We start from the raw sequence: 24,338 nt of genomic DNA on the forward strand, positions 1-24,338 counted from the left end.
CCTTGCAAAGTAACTAAATGTCAGGCAGAATACAACCCTAGATTGGTACTGCAAGTTAGCTCGGTGGATTGGAGGGCTCGTCATGGCCAGGGAGAAGCGAAAGAAAATCATTCTCATTATTGGAAGCGGTATACTCGGTGGTGCAGTCCTTGACTTCCTGCTTCAGAGCAGACGGAACTACGCCTTGGTCGTCGGGGCGAGGACGCCGGAAAAGGCCCTGCATCGGATCAATCTGGCCAGATACACCGCGATGAATCTCGGTTGCGAGGAAACGGCGGTTTCGATATCGCCTCTAGACCTGATGGATGTCGATCAGACCGCAGAGCGTTTGCACAGGCTAAGTCCCGACATCATCTTCAATGCCACTACTCTTCACAGCTGGTGGATCATCACCAGGCTTCCGTCCGAGGCTTACAAGCGCCTGGATATGGCGAGGGGTGGCGTGTGGACGCCAATGCACCAGGTTCTCACGCGTCGCCTGATGAAGGCAGTCAGATTGGCAGATAGCCGTGCGACGGTTGTGAATGCGTCCTATCCGGATGTCGTTAACGCCTCGCTTGCCGCTGAGGGGCTCGCACCTGCAGTGGGCATCGGCAACATTGCAAATGCGGTGCCCGGTATTCGTCTTGCCGCCGCCTACATGCTCAAGCGTAGTCCTGCAGCGATCGACGTTCGGTTCTTCGCCCACCACTACATAAGCTATCGCATGCCAAGCACAGGAGGCACTGACGGAGCTCCCTATCACCTGACGATCTACGCGGACGGTAAAGAGGTTCCCCGTGTTGAAATTGATCACGATCGCCTGTTTTCGAATGTTGCCGGGCGTTTCCGCCGCATCAAGGGACTTGCCGGACAATCCGTTACCGCCTCGTCGGCCACTGCAATGCTGCATGCGGTGGCTGACGGCGCTGGTCAGGTCGTCCATGGGCCGGGACCGCTCGGCCTCGTCGGCGGTTATCCCGTCCGCATGACGCAATCGGGCCCGCTGATCGACCTCCCATGCGGACTGACGCTCGAGGAGGCGATTGAAGTCAACCGGCAATGCCAGCGGTTTGACGGGATCGAAAGCGTCGACGATGACGGGACCGTACGGATTACGGATGAATCTGCGGAAATCATGAGAGAGGCGATGGGGTATGAGTGCCGTGCATTCCGTCCCGATGAATGCGAGGAGAGAGCTGCTGAGCTTGCTTCCCGATTTGCGGAATATGCTCGTCAATTCGGCATGAGTAGCCTTGCCTCTGCTTAGACAACGCTCTCATGGGCGAAGTCAAATGCGTGGTAGACGCCGCGATCCGGTCGCCCGAGGCAGATCGAAGCACGCCGATCCCTGCACTCGAAGACGACCGAGAATGCCGTCTGCGTCGGCTCGCGCGCCGATGCGGTTTTGCAGATCGCGTCTGGCGCTCCGGTCGTATTCCGTAGGAGGCCGTGGATGTCTGCGATGCCTTCAAGGCTCGGACTATTTGCTGAGCGCAGCCGTTCCCGGCTGGAGGGATAGATGCGGGCCACCGCCTCGATGTCTTCCATGATGGCGATCGGTGGTGTGATGGGGTGATTGGTATGCACGATCTGGTTGCCGGTCAGGGGAACGCAGCCAATTGATGGCGAAATCTCGCACCCTGCAACGTGCCCGTTGGCATCGCCGAAAAGATAGCAGCGACCGGAAAGGTGATCTGCCAGGCGCAGTTTCGCAAGCACCCCTGAAACGTCCCGTTCCTGCAGGAGCAGGCGCCGGACGACGAGACTTGGAATTCCCTGCATGGCGGTATCGACGATGAGATCATTGGTAACGAGGGCTAATCCGGCCCAGTTCATGCCCACCCAACCAAGCGTTCCCGGGGAAGCCACCATTGCAACTCCATAGTCTTTGTCCTGGTGGAGCAGCATCGCAAGTTCTTGTTCGGTGCCGGGTGGGGCATCCCAGTTTTGGGCAACGACTGCCTCCTTGCCGTCGGTTACTGCAACTGTCGTGCAGCCCCCCGGCGGAGTGGTCTCGAGGAACTCGAACCCGGAAAGGAGATAGGCGTAGAGAAGTGATATTTCGCTGCCCTCGGCAATGCCTTTGATTTCGGCCGCGATGTCTGGCGCCAGGTCTTCAAGCTGCAGCCAGGAATGCCCCGCTAGGCGTTCGGCACGGCTCCAGGCCCCGTTCGTTGACGATCGTTTGAGGCGGGAGAGTGACGCGTGGATTGCAGTCGACAACGCCTCGCCATGCTGTCTTCCACGAGAATAGGGATCTCCCCGCAAAGTGAGGAAAGGCATTCTTCCGATATTCATATTGCAGACCCGCTGTAAATGTGCATCCACATTATGGATGTCTCGCCGTCGGCGTCCATCCGCATGCAAGTCGTCGCTGTACGAAAGTTTGGCACTACCGTGGATAGAGCCGCCGCCGACCTCGTGCCCTCGCATTGTAGGATTCAACAGTTCTTGGCCGGGGCAGTACCCTGCACACTGCTCAGGCCTGCATAAGCGTAACCAGCAGGGGAGTGCAATGTCTCACTCATGTGATCAAGGAAACCCGGTTAGGGACCAGGCAGCGTGATGGGCCGGCGAGAAAAATCGCTCACGGAAGGTCCGGACGCCGAGCAATTGGTTAAGGCGTTCGTGTATGACGAAGCAAGCGCCCTTCTCCGAATCGTCCAGGAAACCTCGCAGCGATACCCGGGGCGCGATGACCTTCAGCTTCTCCACCATCTATTGGGCATGGTTGTTCAACTGACACAACCGGAAGCGCCGCCGCATAGCAACTGACGAGGCAGTTCGGACAAAGCTGTTTGCAATTAATAGTTGATTCGATGTATGCTTAGCCCGAGGCAATCCTTGTTGTCTTGGGGCGTGGAAACCCCGATTGAATCGCTACATGCGCGCAAGTCGTGCCTTTTCTACGATCCGCAAGGGTCGGGGAACCTGTGACGTATGCAAGAGGCCCATCGGGCTAAAGGTCACGGGGGCCTGTCAATCGGCTTTCCAATTCCCCGACTTTTACCATCGCGTCAGGCGTTCCGATCGCCTGGCGTCGTGTAGGAGCTGCGGAAAATGGCGCAACGAACTACGGCGCAGGCACTGGCCTCATCCAGCACAATCAGCGACGCCGCCAAACTACATCCAGTCGATCGAGAGGTCGGAAACCGAATTCGGGTCAGACGCTTGCAATTACGCATGTCGCAAGCGGCGCTTGGAGCCGGCATCGGCGTCTCTTTTCAGCAGATCCAGAAATATGAGAGCGGCGTCAATCGCGTGAGTTCGTCCGTACTCTATGCGATCGCCGATGTCCTCGATGTGCCGATGACACACTTCTTTGAAAAGCTGCCACGTCCGGGAAAAGGCAATACGAAAGGTATCATTCAAAGGGCGGATGTCCGCCAGGATTTTGTTGCGACAACTGAAGGCCAGCGGCTTGTCGACGCATTCTTGGCGTTGCCCCAAAAGACGCGTTCGAAATTTGTGGCGCTCATCGAGGTTTTCGGCAGAAACGATTTGTAGCGCGGCCGAGCATTGCTACATTCGACAGCCCGGTCCAGCTTCCCTCGGTTCTTCGCGCCGGCCTCTCTTCGACGAAGGGTGCAGCAATCGTGTTAGTCCAAGGCCGAGCGCCGCCCTTGTTTGGATATCCGTTGCGTTTTTCAATCCGCCTACGTCACGCAAGCACTCCTGGTTGTCAGGTTGAAGTCCGCCAGTCTTGACGCTATATTGCGTCATATTTGCTGACACTGATCAACGGAGGCGCACTGTGGGTCTCGCACAATATGCTGATGATGGGCTCTTCGCACCGCGCAAGATCGCCGACGCTTTCCGCACGACCAGCGAGGAGGTCGCCCGCACTGCCGGTTTAGGAAAGGACGCGGTTCAACGTAAGGACCGCATTCGCTCAGACAAGACACAGCGGCGTCTGCGTGAGATGGTCGAAATCGTCAACAAGGTCGAGCCGCGCTTCGGGTCTACCTTGGTGGCCTATGCTTGGTATCGGTCGGAACCACTGTCCGGTTTTTCCGGTCAGACAGCGATGCAACTGGTTCGAACCGGTCGTGCGGACGACGTGCTCGATTACATCGACGCGGTCGACGCTGGCGTCCACGCATAACTTATCGGATGCGCTTTGCCGGAAAACTCTACCGGGCGTTGAACCCGGTCTTTGCACGCGATCCAATGTCAGGTCGAGGCGCCGAACTTTATGGCGGCCGGTTCAATCCGAAGGGAATGCCTGCGCTCTACACGTCTCTATCCATCATGACAGCTCTAAGAGAGGCTAACCAGGTCGGCAATCTCCAGCCGACAATGCTTGTCTCCTACGATGCGGACGTCGTGTCTGTCTTTGATGGTCATGATGAGGCGGCGTTGAAAGCACAGGATATGGATGCGATGGCATTGGCCGATCCAACGTGGCGCGATCAAATGCAGGCTTCCGGCGAGGCTCGATCGCAGGTTTTCGCGCGGCGGCTTGCAGCTTCCGGCTACCAAGGGTTGATCGTCCGGAGCTTCGCGCCCGGCGCGACTTATGACGATCTCAATCTGGTTCTGTGGAAATGGGGTGACGTTCTTCCCTCTCGTCTTGCGCTGATCGACGACGAGCACCGACTTTTGCGTTAGCAGGTCGTCTCCTTGCCCGGGATCGATTGAGCGCTAGCTGGCGCATATCGCCGCATTCCAGCTGCCGAACGGGACAGCAAGTGTCTTACCTCTGATCCGCGGGCGCTGTCTGTTTTGGGCTGACCGGCTAGGGGCCGCAGGCAAAGGTTTGGGATTTAAAGCCTTAGATCAGGTCATGGTCTTTGGCGATAGCTACAAGTTGTGGAACCGTGGCCGCTTCAAGCTTCCTGCGGGCGTTGTCCAGGTAGTGTTGGACTGTACGCTGCTTAATGCCTGTGAGTTCGGCGATATCAGGAGCAAGCTTGCCTTTGGTCGACCATGCGAGGCATAGCATTTCTCGCGGTGACAGCAGCCTTTTGGGACCACGGGCGATGGCCCCGCCCATAGTTTTCAGTCGATAGTGAATGGCAAGTACGGCTTGAACCGCCTTTGTCGGTTCCAGCGATAGCAACCCGCTCGACTGGGCAGTTGGCGAAGCGAAAGTCAGCATGATGGTCGCACCGAAACCTCCTTCCACAGGAACTGTGATCCCCGAGCGCAATCCGTAATCGATAGCATGGTCGCGGAATGCCCGCATCTGCGCGGATCCTCTTGCCGACCAGCTTTCCGCGGTCCAAGCGAACATCGACATACGCCGCTTTGCCTCAGTCACAACCGGATCGATACGGGAATATTGGTTGCGCAGGTATAACGCCTCCCACTCAGGGGGATAAGTATTGAACGTACGGATCTCCGCACCCTCAGTTTGAAGATATGCGAAGCGCTCAAATCCGCATGAGTGCGCGAAAGTGGTTAGGGCGCTCTTGATCATCCATGGATGGTGAGCAGCATCCACCATATCGATGAGGGAGCGAATGTGTCGGTTCACAGTCTAACCTCCTGGCTCGGCTCCGCGCGGCTCGTCCTTGAGGTGCTGGCACGCTCCTCCACTCGTGCAACCGAAGGATCTCGTGTTGCGCCAGCATTTGCCCACGGACGGGCTCTGACAAACCCTGCGGCGCACGGGTGAGTTGCATGGAACTTTGCACTCGCCTGTTTATAGGGGCAAGGTTGGACCTCATCTTCCCGGCCTTTAGGTCTAATTGAAACCATTGGCGTTGCAGGTTTGTCACTATAAAATTGACTGGCGTCATACCATGTCGTCAGAACTTGCCCGCCACTCAAGGAAGACTATGTCGAGCTACGTCTGTGGCGGTATCGTGCGTTGCAAGCGTTGAACTCTCTGCGCGGCCTTGTACATCCAGGCGGGTAGAGCCGCGAGGTTCGACCGTAGATCGTCTGCAATTCATCTCGGGTTGGGCTGTTCCTCAGTTATCGCCGGTCGTCGCATCGATCTCGATGGTTCGAGGGTTTGTGTCCGCATGGATTGTCGATCTCGCGGGAGCCGCGGTCGTGAGACCGGGGTCATTGGCGGCGGTCATGGCGCCGCCGGGTCCGTGAGGCAGACGTAGCGCGAAAGAAACGAGCGCCAACCAGACAGCACAGACCTGGAACAAACCAATCCCGCTCTCTTGCGATGGCGTCCTGGCCCAGCGCCGGATCTTCCACGATCAACCCGCAAGGGGTCCGCTAGCAAGCTGCGGCCGCTTAAGGCTGCGCCATCGCGGTGATCGCGCCCGTCCCCGTGCCTTTTTGGAGCCATCGAGCGGGGATTGGCCCCGCTCCCCGGATGGAGCCTCTCAAATGTCACACGATCTCTCTCTCGCACAATCCCACGCCTTCCAGCTTTCCCGCGACCTCATGGTCCCGGTCACCGTCTTCGAAGTCGACGGTGAATATGGCGTCCTTCCCTCTGATGAGATCGACACAAGCGATGGCCTCGAGGTCATCCATGAATTCCATCCATGGGGGGCTCATTGAGCCCCGTCTAGCCGTTCCGGCTGCCGCATGGCGGCGGCATAGGTGGGCCGCACATCTTATAAGCGCCGCAGCATTCGCATAGCTGCATTGCACAATGATCGGTGTCATGCTGGTCAAAAATCAGGCATAACGCACTCAGTTGATGCACATGGCGGTCACCTCCCAGTTCCGCTGTATCAACTGTTCCCCTCTGGAGGTTCAATAACCTTCACACTTCATGGGCCGCGAATTTCGCAGGCCCATTTTTTTTGCTCATGCCCCTCTAGGTCAGACTACGACAGCGACCTGGGCTGCAGTTGCGGCCGCCGCGATCGCCGCCTGTACTTCCGCATAGAGCTCGGCCGCAACTTGACCCGCATCGATCTCCACCACCAGCGCAAATCGCGCCCGAAGCAGTTCGGGATCGGGAACGCCTTTGCCTTTCCACCATCCGGTGACCGGATGAACGGCAATCAGATCGCGTCGGCAAGATCGGACGCCGCGCAGGTGAGCTGGTCGATCTGGACACCCAGCCCCTGGTTTGTCCTGTACACCATGAAATGGACGATTGAAGGAAGAAGGAGGAAATGAAGGGGAATCGCTCGCAGATCGTCCCCGCCGCCGCCGTTACACTCAATCGCGTCCTCCGCAACCCTGCCCCTCGCGCCTCGCAGGGCTGTAAGCCCCGCGGGCGCTTCGCAGGAGGGCCGCTCGTACGCAATTGCGCCGTCGTGTCCGCTCCGCGCTCCGGGAAGTGTCTTCGCATAGGAATGAAGACAGGAAGGAGCGGCAGCCACGCCGTTCCGTAACGCGACCAGGAGCTATCCCATGCAAATCATCAAGATCGATCCGCGTGCGCTGAACGAAAACACCGGCGATGCCCGCCAATCGAAATCGTCCGCCCAGGCCGATGCCTTGTTGCTCGCCACGGTGAAGGCCGTCGGTATCATCCAGCCGCCGGTGGTTTCGCCGCAGCTGGATGGCGGAAACGGCTACATCATCCAGGCCGGGCACCGGCGCGTGCAGGCCGCGATCGCTGCAGGGCTTGAGGAAATTGAGGTGCTCGTTAAGGAAGCGGCCAACGACAACGGCGCCATGCGCTCGATGGTCGAAAATATCGCCCGTGAGCCGCTGAACCCGGTCGATCAATGGCGTGGCATCGAACGCCTCGTTGCACTCGGCTGGACCGAAGAGACCATCGCCGTCGCGCTTGCCCTCCCCGTCCGCCAGATCCGCAAGCTTCGACTCCTCGCCAACGTTCTGCCGGCGATGCTCGACCAAATGGCCAAGGGCGATATGCCGAACGAGCAGCAGCTACGCACGATTGCGGCCGCCTCGCTCGAGGATCAAAAGGAGGTCTGGAAGGCGCAAAAACCAAAGAAGGGCGACACGGCGCAATGGTGGCAGATTGCCAACGGCCTGTCGATAACCCGCATGTTCGCGCGCGATGCAAGCTTCGGCGACGATCTTCGCGAGGCCTATGGCATCGAGTGGGCCGACGACCTTTTCGGTCCGGCCGATCAGGACAACCGCTACACCACCAATGTCGAGGCGTTCCTTGGTGCACAGCAGGAATGGATGACCTCGAACCTGCCGAAGAAAGGCGCGATCGTTGAGGTGAACAATTGGGGACAGCCTGAACTGCCGAAGAAGGCGGAGCGTGTCTACGGCAAGCCGGGCAAGGGCGACCACACCGGTCTCTATCTCGACCGCGATGGCAAGGTGCAGTGCGTGCATTACCGGATGCCGGAGGCTAAGCCGACAAAAGGTCAGGTTTCCTCGTCGATCAGCGGCGGAACGGAAGGAGAGACCACGGTTGCGAAGGCTCGACCCGACGTGACGCAGAAGGGTCAGGACATGATCGGCGACTTCCGTACCGATGCCCTGCATGAGGCGCTCGCCCGCGCGCCGATCTCGGACGACATGCTGATGGCATTGCTCGTCCTTGCCTTCGCCGGGCAGAATGTGCGCGTCGACTCCGGCGCTGGCGGGGCTCTCTACGGCGCCGCTCGCTTCGGCCGGCATGCAGCCCGCCTCTTCACGGGGGATGGCCGGCTCTCCTTCGACATGGATACAGTCCGTGTTGCTGCGCGCGCGGCCTTGATCGATGTCCTCTCATGCCGGCGCGGCATGTCGAACAGCGGGGTTGTGTCTCGTGTCGCCGGCGAGGCGATCGGCGCCGACAGATTCCTTCCGAACATGGGCATGGAGGACTTCCTGGTATGCTTGTCGCGCCAGACGCTCGAGGCTGCTGCGAAGGACGTTGGCATTCAGCCCCGCGCCCGCGTGCGCGAAACGCGATCGGCTCTGGTCGAGCACTTCGTAAGTGACGCAGTCCTCGTTCATCCCGCGGCTTTGTTCGCTCCGGACCCACAGGACGTCGCCGCGCTCCTTCGCCATGGCGATCAGGGCAAATGTGGTGATGACGAGACTACCATCGACTCCCCTGATGGCAACGGCGATGCCGATTGTCCTGCCGATGACGAGGCTCCCGCTGACCTCGATGACGAGGGCGGCGCGCTCAACGACCGCGAAACTGCATACGGCATCGCTGCCGAGTAACTTGATCGGAAACCTCGCATACTCACCGCCGCCGGCCGTCTTGGCGGCGGTTTGCTTTTGAACGCCCTCAAAAAATTCAGGAGATCAACCATGATCGCTTCTCAGCACCCTGAGACAATGCAGGTTCCGGCAATCGGTCCCGAATTCGGCACAAGCGCGGACGGGTTCCCGGTTGCCCGCATGGCGAGCAGGTTGCAGCACTTCAGGCTTATGCTACCAGGCACGGCGTACGTTGGAAGAGCATCCTGAATTAGGTCTGGATGGTGCCCCGTGACGGTGGTGGCATCCTTCGCCGTCTTCGAAACATCCCATGGCCCGAGCTGGCTTCAGCGCTATCGGTTACCCAAGGCAATGCCGCCGGCTGAGGACATAGTCAAAGCGACCTTGGCTGAACGCGAGTGGACGGGAGTGGCTAAGAGGACGGGCGTGGCCATTTTCCTTCTGGTCGCGTTGATCCCGGTGACGGTTTGCCAGTCGGTTTTGCTGCGGTCTGAACCAGCGCACGTTCGCTTCAAGGCCGCGTTCCGCGCCGCGTGGCGGCCGGATCCCGCTGTCCTGTGCAGAGCAGATCCGCTTGATCGTCGCAGGGCTTAAGCCCCGCTCGCCCGCAGATCGGCTCCGCTTGTCCTGGCTAGGCCCGGACCTTGAAACGCCCGTCTTCCGCCGGTTCGGGGCGCCCGCACCGAAGGGCAAGCCGGCACGGGCCGGAACCGCTTCGGGATGAAAGGAAATGACATGGCCAAGCCCGCATCCAACACTCGCCAGTCCCGCGTCGTGCCGCTCCGCAAGGGCACCACCATCGAGATGGTCCGGTTGACATGCCCGGACAGCGCCCAGGCGCTGAAGATCGCCGAAAGCTTCGGGACCGCGGTCATCGACAGTGACGGGATCCGCGATCTCCATGAGCGCCTGATTTCCGAGACGGCAGATGCTCTCAGCGAAGGCCTTGGCGAGCGCGCCATGCAAATCCACCTGCAGCGGATTGTCGGCGCCTTCGTCGGCTCGGCCCATGGCGCCGGCCAGTTCTACAACAAGGCCGTTACCGAAGCGCGCGATGCCACGGCCAAGGCCGCAAACGACGCGCGTGATGAGGATCGCGACGGTCCCGTCGGGTATGATAGTGCCGCCACCCGCAAGCGGGAATTCGCCGCCGACATGGGGATCCAGGCCCACGCGCTGCGCATGGCCGCAGAAGGCGTCGTCGCAGCCTATAAGCACATTGTCGGCGAGAGCTGGAAGCCCTTTGATCGACCGGTCGAAAACCCCGGCCATTCCGTGGATCGGAAGGCGGCCGAAACACAGATGTCAGTCTTCGACTGACACCATCACGGCGAGGGTTGCCCCCGCCTCCAGCCTTTCAGGCCGTCCCTTCGGGGCGGCCTTTTGCATGTCGGCTTTCGCCGGAGGAAAGGCGGAAAATGGATTCTGATCACGCCGTTTGCGGCCCGTCTCGTGCGTCGGACCTGCAGGAGCTGCCCACAGCCGGCAACAGCTTCGCCGTCCTCCACGTCGTTTCGGCCGTTCCGGTGCAGGCCGTCGGCTCAAGGCCCCTGCCCCAGGCCTCCGCGACGGGGCCGCGATTGGCGCGGCTCCGAATAGTGGAGATGAGAAATGAGCAAGAAGATCGAAAGCCAGCGCACCGACATCTATTCCCGGATCACCGATCGGATCATCGAGGACCTCGCCTGCGGGGTGCGCCCCTGGATGAAGCCTTGGAATGCGGCGAACACGGCCGGCCGGATCACCCGCCCACTCCGCCACAATGGACTCCCCTACTCGGGCATGAATGTGCTGCTGCTCTGGTCAGAGCAGATGTCAAGGGGCTTCGCCTCTTCGATGTGGATGACGTTCAAGCAGGCGCTCGAAGTCGGTGCCGCCGTGAGAAAGGGTGAGACCGGATCGACGGTCGTGTTTGCGAGCCGGTTCACGAAGTCGGAGGCGGACGGAAAGGGAGGCGAAGTCGATCGGGAAATCCCCTTCCTCAAAGCCTATTCCGTGTTCAACGTTGAGCAGATCGACGGATTGCCCGAGCATTACTACAACCGGCCGGAGGTCGTGCTCGATCCTGTCGCACGGATCGAGCAGGCCGACCTGTTTTTCCGCAACACTGGGATGGTGATCCGCCATGCCGGCAATCAGGCATTCTACGCGCCCGGCCCTGACCTCATCCAGATGCCGCCATTCGAGACATTCAAGGATGCCGCGAGCTACTACGCCACGCTGAGCCATGAGGCGACACACTGGACCGCGGCAGAGAACCGCGTCGGCCGCGATCTCTCGCGCTATGCCAAGAACAGAAGCGAGCGCGCTCGCGAAGAGCTGATCGCCGAACTCGGCAGTTGCTTCCTTTGCGCCGACCTCGGCATCGCCCCCGAGCTCGAACCGCGGCCTGATCACGCCTCATATCTCCAATCCTGGCTCAAGGTACTGGCCGACGACAAGCGCGCAATCTTTCAGGCGGCCACCCATGCGCAGCGAGCGACGGCATTCCTCCACGGGCTTCAGCCGGAGGCGGCAGATGTTCGAGATGCTGCCTGAATGCTGGGGGTAGGTTTACAGCCGGTCACCGCTCTCGGGGGTGGCCGGCTCCAACACCGGCGTCGCGGAGACGGCATGATCGTCGGCAACACTCAAATCCAACTTCCCCCAGATCGATGGTTTTTGGTTGCCGGGTTTCGGCTTCCGGGACTGCTTGATTTCGACGATAAACGGCTTTTTCTGTTGACGCATTTTTCCTCCAGGCGACGAATCGCAGCGCAACTCTATCGCGGCAAATTGGTCTCGCAAGTCGACCGTGGCCGAAGGTCACGGGAGGGGGTGCATATCTTCACATAATGTTGGTCAACACGCCGCAGCCTGGGTGAGGCCATTCGACTTGGTTCTGATTGTGCGGATTGCCATTTCCTTTCGCCGACCCAACCGGGACTCCATGTGCGGGCTCGATGGGGCAGGTCTGACCGGGGAACGGCTACGCCTCGATCGTGTTCCCGCAACGGCGCTATAAAACTTTCATCCCCTGCCGGCTGAAGCCGTCATTCCTCGCGCTACAAGAAAGTTTCTTCGCGCCGCCCTCCACGGTGTTTCGGCCTTTCAGGTGCGGTCCGATCGTCTCCGGCCTTTGCGACTGCCATCGAGGCCGCAATGGAGTGGCCCGAAACAGCAAAAGGAATACGACAATGGCTACCATCGGCACCTTCACCTCCACCGAAAACGGCTTCACCGGCTCGATCCGCACTCTCGCCCTGAACGTCAAGGCTCGCATCGCACGCATCGAGAACCCTTCGGACAAGGGCCCGCAGTTCCGCATCTTCGCCGGAAGCGTTGAGTTCGGCGCAGCCTGGCAGAAGCGCTCCGAACAGACGGACCGCGACTATCTCTCGGTCAAGCTCGACGATCCGAGCTTCCCCTCCCCGATCTACGCGACCCTGACGGAGGTCGAAGGTGAGGATGGCTACCAGTTGATCTGGTCCCGCCCGAACCGCGACTGAGATCGCCAGGCCCCGCCCGACAAGGCGGGGCTTTCCTCTCCTCTCTGATGAAGCCGAGATGGCATCGAGACCGTCTGGCTTTTTTCGTGGCACACGAAAGGGGAGGTCTGCTCAGAAGGACGCAGGGGCCGTGCCGAGCGCGCAGCCTCAAGGACCTGTCGTCACCCGCGGTCGATATCCCCTTGCTCTTTTTTTGCGGGTCAGCGTGAGAAAGAGATCGACGGCCTCTTCTTCCCGTTCGAAATGATGGCTCATGTATTGGCCACGCTTCCCGATACGTCCCCATGACCGCGTGAGGCAGGCTTCCCCGAACAAAGTCGTCGTGATCGCCATGGAATAATAGCGAGCCATGTTCTTTGTGGCATCGGTCCGTTCGACATAGAGGTGGTAGGGCTGTGCGCTCATGGCAACAGAATCTGAAATTACCCTCATGCCGTCCAACGACAATTATGAATCAATTGCGCAGCATCGATTCATGTCAGTGAAGTCTTTGGGCGAGACGCCGTTGGCGCACGGTTCTAGTCCGCGCTGCGACCGGGGCTTGCAAGCGGTCTCCGCCCATCCGGTAACGATCCTCTCGCGAGTTCCTATGTTTTGAAAGTCAGGATTCCTTGAGCTTCAAGCGGTGCATCATGCCCGACATAATTGAGGCCCAGCAATCAATCCCGTCACAACATAGTCTCACCTCGGAAATGGAGGCTCTGAGCTCGCGCGCTGCGCGGTTGGACGATGAAAGCGGTTTTGCCCGACACAGCTTTTCATATCGTCGCGCCGGAACCAAATTGCGCGGCCGCATCTAAGCGGAGGGTTACCTGCGGTGAAGACGATCTGCTCGTCGGCCCGCATTCGGAGCACCTCATGCGGCTGAATGAGCGGGCGGGCGGCAAGCTGCTTAGATCGTGTCCTCGAGGAACCGCGTGCCTGAATATTGCGGCTAACCTGGTCGATCTCGACGGTCGTCATCCCGCAGCGGCGCGAAATATAGTCAGCGGTCTCAGGATCGTTGATCGCGGCAAATGAGATCCAGCTGGCGCTTTCAAACCATTTGCTCGCCGCATCGCGCCCGCCATAAGTTTCGCGTAACTGGCCGATGGACTGATAGATCATCGTCAGGTTTATGCCATATTTGCGGCCGGCATCTCGCGCTGTCTCCAGGATGCGCATGTAGCCAAGCCTCGCCACCTCGTCGAGGAGGAAGAGGGCACGGCCTTCGATGGCGCCGTCTCTGTTATAGATCGCGTTGAGAAACGAACCGATGATGACGCGCGCCAGCCCCGCATGCGTCTCGAGTGTTTTCAGGTCGATGTTGATGAAGACGTCCGTCTTGCCCGATGCGATATTGTCGGTCGAGAATGCCGAGCCAGACACGAGCGCGGCATAGTTCTGGTACGATAGCCAATGGGTTTCCTTGATCGCATTGGCATAGACGCCGGAGAAAGTTTCCGGCGTCATGTTCACGAAGGCGGCCACGTTCTCTTTGACGAATTCAGACTCAGAATTGTCGTAGATATCTTGCAGCCGCTGGCGCAGTTTTGGTTCGGGCTCCGAGAGATTAGCTCTCACTTGGCGCAAGGTCTGTTGCTCCGGGGGCGTGTGACCTGACAAACAGACATCGGCGATAATCGCGGTCAGAAGCTGGAGGCCGGACGCTCGGAAGAAGTCGTCGCGGATCGCCCGACCGCTCTCGCTCATGATCCATGACGCGACGGACGCAATGTCCTCTTCCCTGGTGCCGCCGAACTTGCCGATCCAGTCGAGTGCGTTGAAGCCGGTCTTCGGCTGGCGCGGATCGAGGATCCTGATCCTGCGCCCCGCCCCCCTCGCGATGCTGCGATACCATCGGCGCCACCTCGTTCGACGGGTCGAGGACAATGAGTGTCCCGCCCCACTTGAGCGCCGTCGGGATCGTCACCGACGTCGTCTTGAAGCCGCCGGAGCCGGCGAACACGATCCCATGGGATGAGCCGAAGGATCCATCGAAGCAGAGCAGCGGAGCCTTCCCTCCATCACCCCAGCTTTCCTTGTCATCCGCCCGAAACCCGCGCGCCGCGGCGCCATCGCGATCAACGCGATATCGTTCCCCTACAACAATGCCGCCAGTGTCACCGAACAGCCGCGTGGCGTCTGTCAACTTCATCCAGTCCGCCTCTCCGTGAAGGGCACGTTTGCCGACGATCCGCTTCGGCTCCGGTCGACCGAAAGCTGCGTTTCCGATCACGGCAACACGAAGTGCGAAGCAGCCCACCATCAAGGCGGCGGCAGCGCCGATCATGGTGGCGGGGTCGAGGTAGGCGAAGACGGATTTGCCCTCGGGAATCTCGTCGGCGAATGCAGCCAGGCGCGATGTCTCGCGCGCCACCGCCACCAGAATTGTGCCAACGTTTCCGGCGACGGTACTCCAGCCCACGAACCGAATGCTCGCCGATCCGGCCGACGCAAAGGGCCAGATGAAGCCAATCGCCGCCGCAGCGATATAGGGTGTCGCGATGCCGATCCTGCCTAGCATCAAGCGCGCCGCTTCGGTCTTGCCCATAGGCGCAAACCACTGCTCGACCCCGGTCAGTCCCATAGTGACGGCGATCATTAGGGCGGCCGGCACGATGGAGAGAAGAACCCTATTCGCTGTCATTGCCGAAGGCCTCCGCACCGATCGAAGTCAGCCTCGCGCGCTCACCGGCATCAGCCTTGAGGCGGCTTGCAAGCTCGATCAGCGCGCCAAGTAACATCGCTCGCTTTTCGAAGCGCAGACCCGCCTTCACGATCAGTCCGCCGAGCTCGATCTTTTCGCGCGTGTCTTTCTTGCGGGCGTCAGATGTCGTCGTCCTCGCCATTCGCTCAACCCTCGCCAGCGCCGCCCGAAGCCTCGCCAGACGGGTTCGACGAGGCCTGCCCGGCGCTCGTGCTTGCCCTCTTCTTCCCGCTTGATCCGTCCTTGCCTCCCCGAAACCGTTTCGCCACGTCCTCGAACGCGGCCTGAAGGTCAGCATCATCGATCTCGATCTCAGCGAGCCCAGCCTTCAATGCGATGCGTCCAATCCGCTCGGCGTCTCGTGTTTCCGCCGCCTTGAGCTGTTCCTGCATCTTGGCGATGTCATTCCTGATCCGCTGCGTTGATTTCCGCATTCGCTGTCTCCTTGTGCTGAAAATCGATGCTTTCGAGCAGAGGTTTTCAGACCGGAGTGCGGAACGCACTACTGTGAATCCTGCAATCGCCAAGGGCGATGCTTTTGTGAATGATCCCGTCCGTTCCGAAGGAGCGGATCCGAAGGGCGCAATTATACGTCGCTGATGCGACGCTCTGCTCTTGCCCCCTGGTGGGCCTCCCGCTCCTGACGAACACATTGAATTCGTTCCATCAAAGGAGCTTTTGCTGCCATGGCCGTCCCGCATTTCTCAGTCAGCATCGTTGCCCGCGGCTCCGGCCGCAGCGCCGTGCTGTCGGCGGCCTACCGGCATTGCGCCAAGATGGACTATGAGCGGGAAGCCCGGACGATCGACTACACCCGCAAGCAGGGATTGCTGCATGAGGAGTTCGTCATCCCGGCCGATGCCCCGGAATGGCTCCGGTCCATGATCGCCGACCGCTCGGTGTCCGGGGCGTCGGAAGCCTTCTGGAACAGGGTCGAGGATTTCGAAAAGCGGTCGGATGCGCAGCTCGCCAAGGACGTCACCATCGCCCTGCCGATCGAGCTGTCTGCCGAGCAGAACATCGAGCTCGTCCGGGATTTCGTGGCGCGTCACATCACGTCCCAGGGTGTGGTGGCCGACTGGGTCTTCCATGACGCGCCGGGCAATCCGCATATCCATCTGATGACCACCTTGCGACCGCTGACAGAGGATGGGTTTGGTTCGAAGAAAGTGGCGGTCACTGGTCCTGACGGGAATGTGCTGCGCAATGATAGCGGCAAGATCGTCTACGAGCTTTGGGCCGGTGGGCTCGAGGACTTCAATGCGTTTCGTGATGGCTGGTTTGCCTGCCAGAACCGGCATCTGGCACTTGCCGGCCTGGATATCAGGATAGATGGCCGGTCCTTCGAAAGGCAGGGCATCGAGCTAACGCCGACCATCCATCTCGGCGTCGGCACAAAGGCGATCGAGCGGAAGGCGGAGGGGGCAGACGAGAAAGCTGCGCTCGAACGCCTGGAGCTGCAGGAGGAGCGACGGGCGGAAAACGCCCGCAGATTGAGCCGCTATCCGGAGATCGTGCTCGACCTGATCACGCGGGAAAAGAGTGTCTTCGACGAGCGCGATGTCGCGAAGGTCCTGCATCGCTATATCGATGATGCGGGCCTCTTCCAAAGCTTGATGGCGCGCATCCTGCAGAGCCCCGAAAGCCTCCGTCTTGACCGCGAACGGCTGGACTTCGTGACCGGGGTCCGGGCTCCGGCAAAGTATACCACACGCGAGCTGATCCGGCTCGAAGCCGAGATGGCGAACCGCGCGGTCTGGCTATCCCAGCGGTTTTCGCATGGCGTCCTGCAGCCAGTGCTCGAGGCGACGTTTGCGCGGCATGATCGGCTGTCTGACGAGCAGCGCAGCGCGATCGAGCACGTCGCTGGCAACGAGCGGATCGCAGCAGTGATCGGCCGCGCCGGCGCCGGCAAGACCACCATGATGAAGGCAGCCCGCGAGGCTTGGGAAGCGGCCGGCTATCGCGTCGTCGGTGGCGCGCTCGCCGGCAAGGCAGCGGAAGGTCTGGAGAAGGAAGCCGGTATCGTCTCGCGCACGCTGTCGTCCTGGGAACTCCATTGGGATCAAGGGCGCGGGCAGCTCGATGACAAGACGGTATTCGTCCTAGACGAGGCCGGCATGGTGTCGTCGCGGCAGATGGCGATGTTCGTCGAAGCCGTCACCAGGGCCGGCGCCAAGCTCGTCCTCGTCGGCGATCCGGAGCAGCTTCAGCCGATCGAGGCGGGTGCTGCTTTCCGGGCTATCGCCGATCGCATCGGTTATGCCGAACTGGAAACCATCTATCGCCAGCGCGAGCAATGGATGCGGGACGCATCGCTCGACCTTGCGCGCGGCGAGATTGGCAAGGCTGTCTCAGCCTATCAGTCTAATGGCAAGATGATCGGCTCCGAGCTGAAGGCTGATGCCGTCACCAATCTCATCGCCGACTGGAACGGCGAATACGATCCTGCGAAGTCCACACTGATCCTTGCGCATCTGCGCCGTGATGTCCGCATGCTGAACGAGCTGGCACGGGCAAAGCTCATCGAGCGTGGCATCATCGAACAGGGTTCGCCGTTCAAGACCGCCGATGGAAACCGCAGCTTCGCGGCCGGCGACCAGGTCGTCTTCCTGAAGAACGAGGGCTCGCTTGGCGTCAAGAACGGTATGCTGGGCAAGGTGGTCGAAGCTGCGCCCGGCCGCGTCGTCGTCGCGATCGGCGAGGGTGACGATCTGCGCCAGGTCACGGTCGAGCAGCGCTTCTACAACAATGTTGATCACGGTTACGCCACCACCGTCCACAAGAGTCAGGGCGCGACGGTCGACCGGGTCAAGGTGCTGGCGTCCCTCTCCTTCGATCGTCACCTGAGCTATGTCGCGATGACCCGTCACCGCGAGGACCTCGGCGTCTATTACGGCCGCCGATCCTTCGCCAAGGCGGGCGGTCTGGTCGAGATCCTGTCGCGCAAGAATTCGAAGGAAACGACGCTCGATTATTCCGGCGGCAGCATCTACCGGCAGGCACTCCGCTTTGCCGAAGCGCGCGGGCTTCACATCGTCAACGTTGCCAGGACCGTCGCGCGTGACCGTCTCGAATGGACGGTACGGCAGAAGCAGAAGCTTGTCGATCTCGTCGGCCGGCTCGCGGCCATCGGCGCCAAGCTCGGCTTCGCGACGTCGACGGCCAGAACAGTTCCCATTGCAGCAAAGGAGGCCAAGCCCATGGTTGCCGGTATTACCACCTTCCGGAACTCGATCGATCAGGCAGTCGAGGACAAGCTCGCCGCCGACCCTGCGCTCAAGAAGCAATGGGAGGAAGTCTCTATGCGCTTCCATCACGTTTACGCGCAGCCTGAAGCCGCGTTCAAGGCGACGAATGTCGATGCGATGCTGAGCGATCAGGCGATTGCGGCGAAGACGATTGCGAGGATGGCTGCCGAGCCGGAAGCCTTCGGCACACTCAAGGGCAAGTCCGGGGTTTTCGCGAGTCGATCGGACAAATCGGACCGGGATCGGGCGCTCAAGAATGTCACGCCGCTCGCTGACAGTATCAGCGACTATCTGCGTCAGCGCGGCGATGCCGAACGACGAAACCACTCAGAGGAACTGGCAGTACGAAAACAGGTCGCGCTCGAGATCCCGGCTCTCTCAGAGAATGCGAAAAGCGTGCTGGAACGCGTTCGAGATGCCATCGATCGAAATGATCTGCCTTCCGGTCTCGAATATGCGCTGGCGGATAAAATGGTGAAGGCTGAGCTCGAAGGTTTTGCCAGGGCGGTCACCGAGCGTTTTGGGGAAAGAACCTTCCTTCCTCTCTCCGCCAAGGACACGAACGGCGAGGCCTTCCAGCGGGTCACGTCAGGCATGAACGCCACGCAGAAGAGCGAAGTCCAGCAGGCCTGGAACACGATGCGGACCGTTCAGCAGCTATCGGCCTATGAGCGAACCGTGGCGGCGCTGAAAGCATCCGAGGCAATGCGTCAGACAAAGAGCCTGGGACTGACGCTCAAATGACGGTTGCGGTTGAAAAGGTCGCGCCCCTTCGGCGCAGCCGCCGGGCCGCGGTTCTGTTTTCAGGCGCCTCGGTAGTCGTGACGTTCGCCGGGATCATTGGTCTCGGCGCCGCCGGCTTCCGGGTCAATGTCACCCCGAGCGAGCCCTTGGGCATTTGGCGGATCCTGCAGCTTGATCGGCCGGTACAGGTTGGCGATCTTGTCTTCGTCTGCCCGGCTCTCGGACGTCATGCGCCAGGCGCGTGCGCGTGGTTATCTTCGCCATGGGCTTTGCGCGGGCGGTTTCGCGCCGCTGATCAAGACCGTTGCTGCGACCGCCGGCCAACGCATCGAGGCCGACGATCTGGTTCGCATCAATGGGCGGTCACTTCCGCACTCACGAACCATGCGCAAGGATGGTCAGGGGCGGCGGATGGAGCCCTATGGTGGGGGCATCATTCCGCCAGGAGCCGTCTATTTGCATTCCGATTTTCCCGGATCGTTTGACTCGCGGTACTTCGGGCCGCTTCCAGTCGAGAACGTCCTCGGATTGGCGCGGAAGGTTTGGGCCTATGCGCGTTGATCACCTTCGCACGCAGGCACTTATCGTTGCATCGGCCGCAGTAGGTCTGATCGGCTGGAGCGGCAACGTCTTGTCTCTTCCGGTCGCGGCCTTTTTTCCGGCCGTCTGGTCGCTGTCGAGAACGCGCTGGCACGCGGCCGTCGTTTCAGCTGCATACTTTCTGGCCGCCTCGCGAGGCCTGCCGCAAGGCGTGGCGAACTTCTATTCGTCGGGTATCTGGCCCGGTCTCTTGTTATGGCTGATCGCCTCGGCCGGCTTCGTCATCGTGCATGCAGCACTCTGGACCGACCATGCAGACTGGCGAAAACCGCTTCGCTACCTGATCGCCTGTGTCGTCATGGCCATCCCACCCTTCGGGATCACGGGATGGGCGCATCCGATCACGGCCGCCGGGGTTTTGTTTCCGGCTTGGGGCTGGTTGGGGCTGGTGATGCTTGCAGCCGGCCTGGCGCTCATGACGACGCGCCGATGGCCGGCTGCAGCCATTGCTATGACAGGCATTTGGCTCTGGTCCGCCGCTGAGTGGACGGAGGCGAGTCTACCTGCGTCGTGGCAGGGTGTCGACTTGGAAATGGGTTCTTCTCTCGGCCGCGACACAAGCCTCAAGCGTCAAGACGCGCTGATCGGGATCGTTCGTCGTCAAGCGCCCGGAAGCGTTGTCCTGCCGGAGAGCGCACTCGGCTTCTGGACGCCGACCCTTGCGCGGCTGTGGCAAACGGCGCTTGCCGGGACCAAGACCACAGTGATCGCCGGCGCCGCGCTGATCGACGCGGACGGCTACGACAATGTGCTTGTTTCGATCAGCGCCGCGGGCAGCGCCATTCTTTATCGCGAGCGGATGCCAGTCCCCGGTTCGATGTGGCAACCGTGGAATAGCCTGTTCGGAGAGGGCGGCGGGGCCCGGGCGCATTTTTTCGCAAATCCTGCCGTCGAGGTCGCGGGCTCCAAGATTGCCCCGCTGATCTGCTACGAGCAGCTCATAGTCTGGCCGGTTCTCCAATCGATGCTGCACGATCCCGGCGTTATCGTCGCTGTGGGCAATGGTTGGTGGACGGTTGGAACCTCGATCGTCGACATCCAGCGCGCGAGCGCCCGTGCCTGGGCTCGCCTCTTCCACAAACCCGTCATTTTCTCTTTCAATACCTGACTGGGGAGTCCTCATGCTAGACGCAGCGCTTATCGAAAAATGTGCCGATCCTTCCCTGACGCCCGCAATCGTCGAGCACTTCGTTGCGGTGGCCGGCTCTGATGATCCTCTGGCAATTACTGTGAAGTCCGGAGGGCAGCTGGTTCTGGTGCCTAAACCGCAATCACCCGAAGAGGCGCTCGATATCATGCGGCAGTATGTTGGAAAGGCGATTGTGCGTATCGGTATCACGCAATATCCCGCAGGCGTCGGCATCGTAGACATTGGTCAGCTTGACGCCGGGCTCGTTGATCCCTGCGGAAACCTGAAGCGCGGCACGGCTCTGTTCGCGAAGGTCGCACGCATCGTGACCAAGTGGTATGGCAACCCGACGAGCAAAGAGGTCATGCCTCAGATGTTCGAGGACGCCGTCCATGCATGGCGGACTGGCGAGTTCGAGGGCACCAAGGTGTTCCAGTCCGACGATCCTGGAGGTGCAACGTTTCTACGGGGTAAGCCTTTGCCCCCGGAGCCGAAGGACGATGAGCCCACGGAGAGAGAAGCTGTCACGCCCATAGAGGACGATCACTTGCCGACTACGGATGAAAATAAGGCAGGCTCGGCGGAGATGCGCATCGATCTTTCAAGAATCGGTGGCCAGAGGTGAAAATGAAGGTGTGCGCCAGGCGCAATGATGCGCTGATCAATGGTTCAGCGATAGGTACGGCATTCAGCCGTCGTCCCTGTGCTGTGTGTGTTGCAGCACTACCTGAGCGGGAGCGACATGTAAGCACCGGCAATATAAAAACCAGATGACAAGTAAAGAATAGGGACGCGTGATTGCGCGGTCATAGTGCCGCGCAAATAACTGAAGGATGCCCCCCGCATCAAAGGCCTGCTAAAGCTATTGGTTTTCTCGGTATGCGGAAGGGAAAATGATGTCTTGATCGACGAGGACGTTGAACTTGTAACCCGGTCGAATCTGTATCGTCGGCTGGACATTGAGGTTCTTCGAGATGGTTTGCTCGGCGACGCGGCCGAACGATTCGGCGAAATTTCTGCGCGCCGCGTCGGAGGCGGTGTCCTGTGTGGCAAGCGTTGAGCTCTGCGGCATGGACATGTCGATGCCGGTGCCAATCAGCGCTACGAGTGCAGCGGAACCGAACGTTCGCCATAGGTGACGATCAACCTTGTCCTTGAACCCGCCATATCCCTCGGCGTCAGTGCCAGCCATGCCGCCGATCTGCAGCGTCGAACCGTTCGGGAAGATGAGGTCGGTCCATACGACCAGAACCCGCTCCTGACCAAAGGAAACCTTGGAATCGTAGCGACCGAACAACTTGGCGGCTTGTGGTATCAAAATGCGATAGCCGGTGGCGCTGTCGTAGACGTTTTGACTGACCTGCGCGGTGATCCTTCCTGGAAGGTCGGAGTTCAGGCCGGTTATAAGTGTGGCAGGGATGACCGAGCCACGCTTCAGCTCGTAAAGCGACATCTGCGGCACCACCCGGTTCGGAAGATAACCCAGGTCCTTGATGTCCTGATTGAAGAAGTCTTCCTTGGTCGTTTGGCCACTGGGATCGACGTTTTGCCCGAGCAGCCCCGATTTCATGGCGGTCGCGTAGAGGTCGGATGCGCTGTTCGCCGTTACATGGCCCGGCTGGCTCCGGTCCTCAGCAACCTTTGTGTTCTCGGCGACATCCGAAACATCGACCTTGAGGGGTGAATCGAATGCGGTTGCTCTTGCCTGCAATCGGGCCATCCGCTGACGCTGTGCCTCACGGACGTACTGTTCGTCCTGCTCTCTCTTCAGCCGAGCCTTCCATTCCTCCTCCGGTTCGAGCCGCGACCGGCGATCCTCACCCACCCCTTGTCGCTCGACAATTGGCTCTTGCTTTTCCTCCTTCTGGACTACGACTGGGGTTGGCTGGAAAAACTCTCGGCTTTCCGGCTCGCCGATGATCCCGTCGGTCACACCGCGCTTCAACTGGTCGCCGAAATTCGTCGCCGGGGTGCTGGAAGCGCTGTCGAGGTCGCTGTCCCCATTGAATGAGAGGCCGCGCCATGACAGGCCGATAACGACCACACCAAAGAACAGCACGATGATCGCGATGGCAATGATGATCGGCAGGCGATTGAGCCGGCGCATCCCATGCTGGCCATCAGACCCTGCGGAAGTACCAAGTTGGAGCGACTGGACCATAGAGTTGGCCTCCTCAGTTTCGCTGCATAACGGAAAGGGGGCTGGACGGCGTCGCACCCGCGTCGGTCACTCGGTAGGTCCGACCGAGCGCGACTGACGGCGTTCCGAGGTGCGCCAGGAGTTGCCCGTCGAAGCTATCCAGGGAATAGGATATCTCGACAGGCTTTTGGTCTCTTGCCACCTTTCCATCTGTAATCACGGTGTAGCCCCATCCCTTCAACGCCGCCTCGAGCGCCGTCGCATACTCAGTCTTGTCATTTTGCATCTTAATGGCTGTCGTGCCGGCCGGTCCGATCCGCTCTGCGAGGCGGCTCGCCATATCGCCAGCAATAGCGCTTGTGGCAGGACCTATGACGGTTACCGGGGTGGAGCTGGTGGTCAGGACCTCACCTGCGCTCTGGCAACCGGAGGCAAGCGCGGTCGTTAGAACGAGGATAAAGAGCGTTCGCATGGATCACCCTCCCCGCCGAATGGTGATCTTCTGTTTGCGCCAGCCGACACCCGAAACAAGGATCGCCTTATCGACGGCATAGTCGACGATCATCATGTCGTTCTTCATTCGATAGTTGACGATGCGGTTCTGTCCGCCGCTCACCACGAAGAGAACCGGCGCATCCTGCCCCGCTATCGACTTCGAGAATTGAAGGTAGGTTTTGACACCATCGGAATAGACCCGCTTCGGCTTCCAAGATGCGCTTCCGCTCACCGTGTAGGAGAAGTTCAATTTGTCGGGCGCGCTCCCTGGAATTCCACCTGTCTCAAGCCTGGCGTTGATGTCGGCGAGCTTCGCCGACGTGTCTTCCGGATATTCGAAGCCCACGCGGGCCATGTACTGGCTCGGGTGAGACTTCAGTTGAATATGGTAGGTTCGGCGCGATGTGGTCACGACCATCGAGGTGACAAGGCCGGATTCCGATGGCTTGACGATGAGATGGATCGCTTGCCCGCCCGTCGCGCCCGAAGTCGCCGGCTCCACTTTCCAGCGAACTGTGTCACCAACAAGCACGTCGCGGACGATTTCGCCGCCCTGCAGTTCGATGTCGCAGACCTGAAGCGGCGAGCAAACCACGGATGGCTGCGTTTCTCCGAATAAGAAAATGACCTTGCCATCCGGTCCTGTTGTGACCAGGCCAGGTGTGCCTCGCCATATGCGCGAGATGTTCGTTCCCTTGACCTCGTTCGATGTCATGTTTTGCGCAATCGCACCGTCCGCAAGGACGAGTCCGGCCATGCAGCCGATGGCCGCGATCAATCCAGTTCTGTGCATAAGTATTCCCCTGCC

22 protein-coding genes and 2 pseudogenes are annotated in these 24,338 nt (G+C 60.3%); 14 read left to right on the top strand and 10 right to left on the bottom strand.

Annotated features, from left to right (window positions below; genetic code table 11):
• The first annotated feature begins 82 nt into the window (after positions 1 to 82).
• On the top strand, positions 83 to 1,249 hold the full coding sequence (locus J2Y48_RS19860) for a hypothetical protein (RefSeq protein WP_310421441.1): 1,167 nt from the start codon (positions 83 to 85) through the stop codon (positions 1,247 to 1,249).
• Here J2Y48_RS19860 and J2Y48_RS19865 read toward each other — a convergent pair.
• Complete coding sequence (locus J2Y48_RS19865; RefSeq protein WP_310421443.1) at positions 1,246 to 2,265, bottom strand: C45 family peptidase; 1,020 nt, start codon at positions 2,263 to 2,265, stop codon at positions 1,246 to 1,248. The genes J2Y48_RS19860 and J2Y48_RS19865 overlap by 4 nt on opposite strands.
• A 777-nt stretch (positions 2,266 to 3,042) precedes the next feature.
• Between J2Y48_RS19865 and J2Y48_RS19870 the strand changes: the two genes are divergently transcribed.
• The 3 genes from J2Y48_RS19870 (at position 3,043) to J2Y48_RS19880 (ending at position 4,593) form a co-directional block, all read left to right on the top strand.
• On the top strand, positions 3,043 to 3,489 hold the full coding sequence (locus J2Y48_RS19870; RefSeq protein ID WP_310421445.1) for a helix-turn-helix transcriptional regulator: 447 nt from the start codon (positions 3,043 to 3,045) through the stop codon (positions 3,487 to 3,489).
• A 247-nt stretch (positions 3,490 to 3,736) separates the two neighbouring features.
• A complete protein-coding gene (locus J2Y48_RS19875) occupies positions 3,737 to 4,087 on the top strand; it encodes an MbcA/ParS/Xre antitoxin family protein (RefSeq protein WP_310421447.1) in 351 nt (116 codons plus the stop codon).
• An 8-nt stretch (positions 4,088 to 4,095) separates the two neighbouring features.
• Positions 4,096 to 4,593: an RES domain-containing protein gene (locus J2Y48_RS19880; RefSeq protein WP_310421449.1), complete on the top strand. Its 498-nt coding sequence runs from the start codon at positions 4,096 to 4,098 to the stop codon at positions 4,591 to 4,593.
• 163 nt (positions 4,594 to 4,756) lie between these two features.
• Here the strand turns inward: J2Y48_RS19880 and J2Y48_RS19885 are convergent, their stop codons facing one another.
• Complete coding sequence (locus J2Y48_RS19885; protein WP_310421451.1) at positions 4,757 to 5,461, bottom strand: autoinducer binding domain-containing protein; 705 nt, start codon at positions 5,459 to 5,461, stop codon at positions 4,757 to 4,759.
• Between the two features lie 815 nt (positions 5,462 to 6,276).
• Between J2Y48_RS19885 and J2Y48_RS19895 the strand changes: the two genes are divergently transcribed.
• From J2Y48_RS19895 to J2Y48_RS19915, 5 genes are all read left to right on the top strand, one after another.
• A complete protein-coding gene (locus tag J2Y48_RS19895) occupies positions 6,277 to 6,453 on the top strand; it encodes a hypothetical protein (protein WP_310421453.1) in 177 nt (58 codons plus the stop codon).
• A gap of 348 nt (positions 6,454 to 6,801) precedes the next feature.
• Positions 6,802 to 7,023, top strand: coding sequence for a hypothetical protein (locus J2Y48_RS19900; protein ID WP_310421456.1), 222 nt, complete (start codon positions 6,802 to 6,804; stop codon positions 7,021 to 7,023).
• A 237-nt stretch (positions 7,024 to 7,260) separates the two neighbouring features.
• Positions 7,261 to 8,994 (top strand): ParB/RepB/Spo0J family partition protein, encoded by a 1,734-nt coding sequence (locus J2Y48_RS19905; RefSeq protein ID WP_310421458.1) that lies wholly within the window; start codon positions 7,261 to 7,263, stop codon positions 8,992 to 8,994.
• Between the two features lie 735 nt (positions 8,995 to 9,729).
• Complete coding sequence (locus J2Y48_RS19910) at positions 9,730 to 10,314, top strand: hypothetical protein (RefSeq protein WP_310421460.1); 585 nt, start codon at positions 9,730 to 9,732, stop codon at positions 10,312 to 10,314.
• 291 nt (positions 10,315 to 10,605) lie between these two features.
• On the top strand, positions 10,606 to 11,532 hold the full coding sequence (locus J2Y48_RS19915; RefSeq protein ID WP_310421462.1) for a zincin-like metallopeptidase domain-containing protein: 927 nt from the start codon (positions 10,606 to 10,608) through the stop codon (positions 11,530 to 11,532).
• A gap of 15 nt (positions 11,533 to 11,547) precedes the next feature.
• On the opposite strand, the gene J2Y48_RS19920 is transcribed toward J2Y48_RS19915, so the two are convergent.
• Positions 11,548 to 11,724 (bottom strand): hypothetical protein, encoded by a 177-nt coding sequence (locus tag J2Y48_RS19920; RefSeq protein ID WP_310421464.1) that lies wholly within the window; start codon positions 11,722 to 11,724, stop codon positions 11,548 to 11,550.
• 446 nt (positions 11,725 to 12,170) lie between these two features.
• On the opposite strand from J2Y48_RS19920, the gene J2Y48_RS19925 reads away from it, so the two are divergent.
• On the top strand, positions 12,171 to 12,482 hold the full coding sequence (locus J2Y48_RS19925; protein WP_310421465.1) for a DUF736 domain-containing protein: 312 nt from the start codon (positions 12,171 to 12,173) through the stop codon (positions 12,480 to 12,482).
• Positions 12,483 to 12,629: 147 nt separating this feature from the next.
• On the opposite strand, the gene J2Y48_RS19930 is transcribed toward J2Y48_RS19925, so the two are convergent.
• The 4 genes and pseudogenes from J2Y48_RS19930 to traC form a co-directional block, all read right to left on the bottom strand.
• Positions 12,630 to 12,887, bottom strand: a complete 258-nt coding sequence (locus J2Y48_RS19930; protein ID WP_310421467.1) for a WGR domain-containing protein — start codon at positions 12,885 to 12,887, stop codon at positions 12,630 to 12,632.
• A gap of 276 nt (positions 12,888 to 13,163) precedes the next feature.
• Positions 13,164 to 15,111, bottom strand: a pseudogene (gene traG / locus J2Y48_RS19935) (Ti-type conjugative transfer system protein TraG).
• Positions 15,098 to 15,313: a type IV conjugative transfer system coupling protein TraD gene (traD, locus tag J2Y48_RS19940; RefSeq protein WP_310421469.1), complete on the bottom strand. Its 216-nt coding sequence runs from the start codon at positions 15,311 to 15,313 to the stop codon at positions 15,098 to 15,100. The pseudogene traG and the gene traD overlap by 14 nt, the downstream one beginning before the upstream one ends.
• A gap of 4 nt (positions 15,314 to 15,317) precedes the next feature.
• Positions 15,318 to 15,605, bottom strand: coding sequence for a conjugal transfer protein TraC (gene traC / locus J2Y48_RS19945; RefSeq protein WP_310421471.1), 288 nt, complete (start codon positions 15,603 to 15,605; stop codon positions 15,318 to 15,320).
• Between the two features lie 252 nt (positions 15,606 to 15,857).
• Here traC and traA point away from each other — a divergent pair, with 252 nt between their 5' ends.
• From traA to J2Y48_RS19965, 4 genes and pseudogenes are all read left to right on the top strand, one after another.
• Positions 15,858 to 19,166, top strand: coding sequence for a Ti-type conjugative transfer relaxase TraA (gene traA, locus J2Y48_RS19950; protein WP_310421473.1), 3,309 nt, complete (start codon positions 15,858 to 15,860; stop codon positions 19,164 to 19,166).
• Positions 19,163 to 19,727, top strand: a pseudogene (gene traF / locus J2Y48_RS19955) (conjugative transfer signal peptidase TraF). Before traA ends, traF begins: the two are co-directional and overlap by 4 nt.
• Positions 19,717 to 20,874 carry a conjugal transfer protein TraB gene (locus J2Y48_RS19960; protein ID WP_310421475.1) on the top strand — a complete coding sequence of 386 codons (1,158 nt, stop codon included), beginning with the start codon at positions 19,717 to 19,719 and terminating at the stop codon, positions 20,872 to 20,874. Before traF ends, J2Y48_RS19960 begins: the two are co-directional and overlap by 11 nt.
• 13 nt (positions 20,875 to 20,887) lie before the next feature.
• A complete protein-coding gene (locus tag J2Y48_RS19965; RefSeq protein WP_310421478.1) occupies positions 20,888 to 21,520 on the top strand; it encodes a TraH family protein in 633 nt (210 codons plus the stop codon).
• A 237-nt stretch (positions 21,521 to 21,757) separates the two neighbouring features.
• Here the strand turns inward: J2Y48_RS19965 and trbI are convergent, their stop codons facing one another.
• From trbI to trbG, 3 genes are read right to left on the bottom strand one after another with little or no spacing between them, the layout of a single operon-like run.
• Positions 21,758 to 23,056, bottom strand: coding sequence for an IncP-type conjugal transfer protein TrbI (trbI, locus tag J2Y48_RS19970; protein ID WP_310421480.1), 1,299 nt, complete (start codon positions 23,054 to 23,056; stop codon positions 21,758 to 21,760).
• Positions 23,057 to 23,069: 13 nt separating this feature from the next.
• The gene (gene trbH / locus J2Y48_RS19975; protein WP_310421482.1) at positions 23,070 to 23,507 is read right to left on the bottom strand and encodes a conjugal transfer protein TrbH; all 438 of its coding nucleotides are present in this window, start codon (positions 23,505 to 23,507) and stop codon (positions 23,070 to 23,072) included.
• 3 nt (positions 23,508 to 23,510) lie between these two features.
• Positions 23,511 to 24,323, bottom strand: coding sequence for a P-type conjugative transfer protein TrbG (gene trbG / locus J2Y48_RS19980; protein WP_310421484.1), 813 nt, complete (start codon positions 24,321 to 24,323; stop codon positions 23,511 to 23,513).
• Positions 24,324 to 24,338: the final 15 nt, after the last annotated feature.

The sequence above is a fragment of the Mycoplana sp. BE70 genome (assembly GCF_031455855.1).
In the GTDB taxonomy this organism is placed as follows: domain Bacteria; phylum Pseudomonadota; class Alphaproteobacteria; order Rhizobiales; family Rhizobiaceae; genus Mycoplana.

Bases quoted from the DNA above. Each gene is read 5' to 3' on its own strand.
- J2Y48_RS19860 (WP_310421441.1), top strand. From the start codon at position 83: ATGGCCAGGGAGAAGCGAAAGAAAATCATTCTCATTATTGGAAGCGGT.
- J2Y48_RS19865 (WP_310421443.1), bottom strand. From the start codon at position 2,265: ATGCCTTTCCTCACTTTGCGGGGAGATCCCTATTCTCGTGGAAGACAG.
- J2Y48_RS19870 (WP_310421445.1), top strand. From the start codon at position 3,043: ATGGCGCAACGAACTACGGCGCAGGCACTGGCCTCATCCAGCACAATC.
- J2Y48_RS19880 (WP_310421449.1), top strand. From the start codon at position 4,096: ATGCGCTTTGCCGGAAAACTCTACCGGGCGTTGAACCCGGTCTTTGCA.
- J2Y48_RS19895 (WP_310421453.1), top strand. From the start codon at position 6,277: ATGTCACACGATCTCTCTCTCGCACAATCCCACGCCTTCCAGCTTTCC.
- J2Y48_RS19905 (WP_310421458.1), top strand. From the start codon at position 7,261: ATGCAAATCATCAAGATCGATCCGCGTGCGCTGAACGAAAACACCGGC.
- J2Y48_RS19910 (WP_310421460.1), top strand. From the start codon at position 9,730: ATGGCCAAGCCCGCATCCAACACTCGCCAGTCCCGCGTCGTGCCGCTC.
- J2Y48_RS19915 (WP_310421462.1), top strand. From the start codon at position 10,606: ATGAGCAAGAAGATCGAAAGCCAGCGCACCGACATCTATTCCCGGATC.
- J2Y48_RS19920 (WP_310421464.1), bottom strand. From the start codon at position 11,724: ATGCGTCAACAGAAAAAGCCGTTTATCGTCGAAATCAAGCAGTCCCGG.
- J2Y48_RS19925 (WP_310421465.1), top strand. From the start codon at position 12,171: ATGGCTACCATCGGCACCTTCACCTCCACCGAAAACGGCTTCACCGGC.
- J2Y48_RS19930 (WP_310421467.1), bottom strand. From the start codon at position 12,887: ATGAGCGCACAGCCCTACCACCTCTATGTCGAACGGACCGATGCCACA.
- traD (WP_310421469.1), bottom strand. From the start codon at position 15,313: ATGGCGAGGACGACGACATCTGACGCCCGCAAGAAAGACACGCGCGAA.
- traC (WP_310421471.1), bottom strand. From the start codon at position 15,605: ATGCGGAAATCAACGCAGCGGATCAGGAATGACATCGCCAAGATGCAG.
- traA (WP_310421473.1), top strand. From the start codon at position 15,858: ATGGCCGTCCCGCATTTCTCAGTCAGCATCGTTGCCCGCGGCTCCGGC.
- J2Y48_RS19960 (WP_310421475.1), top strand. From the start codon at position 19,717: ATGCGCGTTGATCACCTTCGCACGCAGGCACTTATCGTTGCATCGGCC.
- J2Y48_RS19965 (WP_310421478.1), top strand. From the start codon at position 20,888: ATGCTAGACGCAGCGCTTATCGAAAAATGTGCCGATCCTTCCCTGACG.
- trbI (WP_310421480.1), bottom strand. From the start codon at position 23,056: ATGGTCCAGTCGCTCCAACTTGGTACTTCCGCAGGGTCTGATGGCCAG.
- trbH (WP_310421482.1), bottom strand. From the start codon at position 23,507: ATGCGAACGCTCTTTATCCTCGTTCTAACGACCGCGCTTGCCTCCGGT.
- trbG (WP_310421484.1), bottom strand. From the start codon at position 24,323: ATGCACAGAACTGGATTGATCGCGGCCATCGGCTGCATGGCCGGACTC.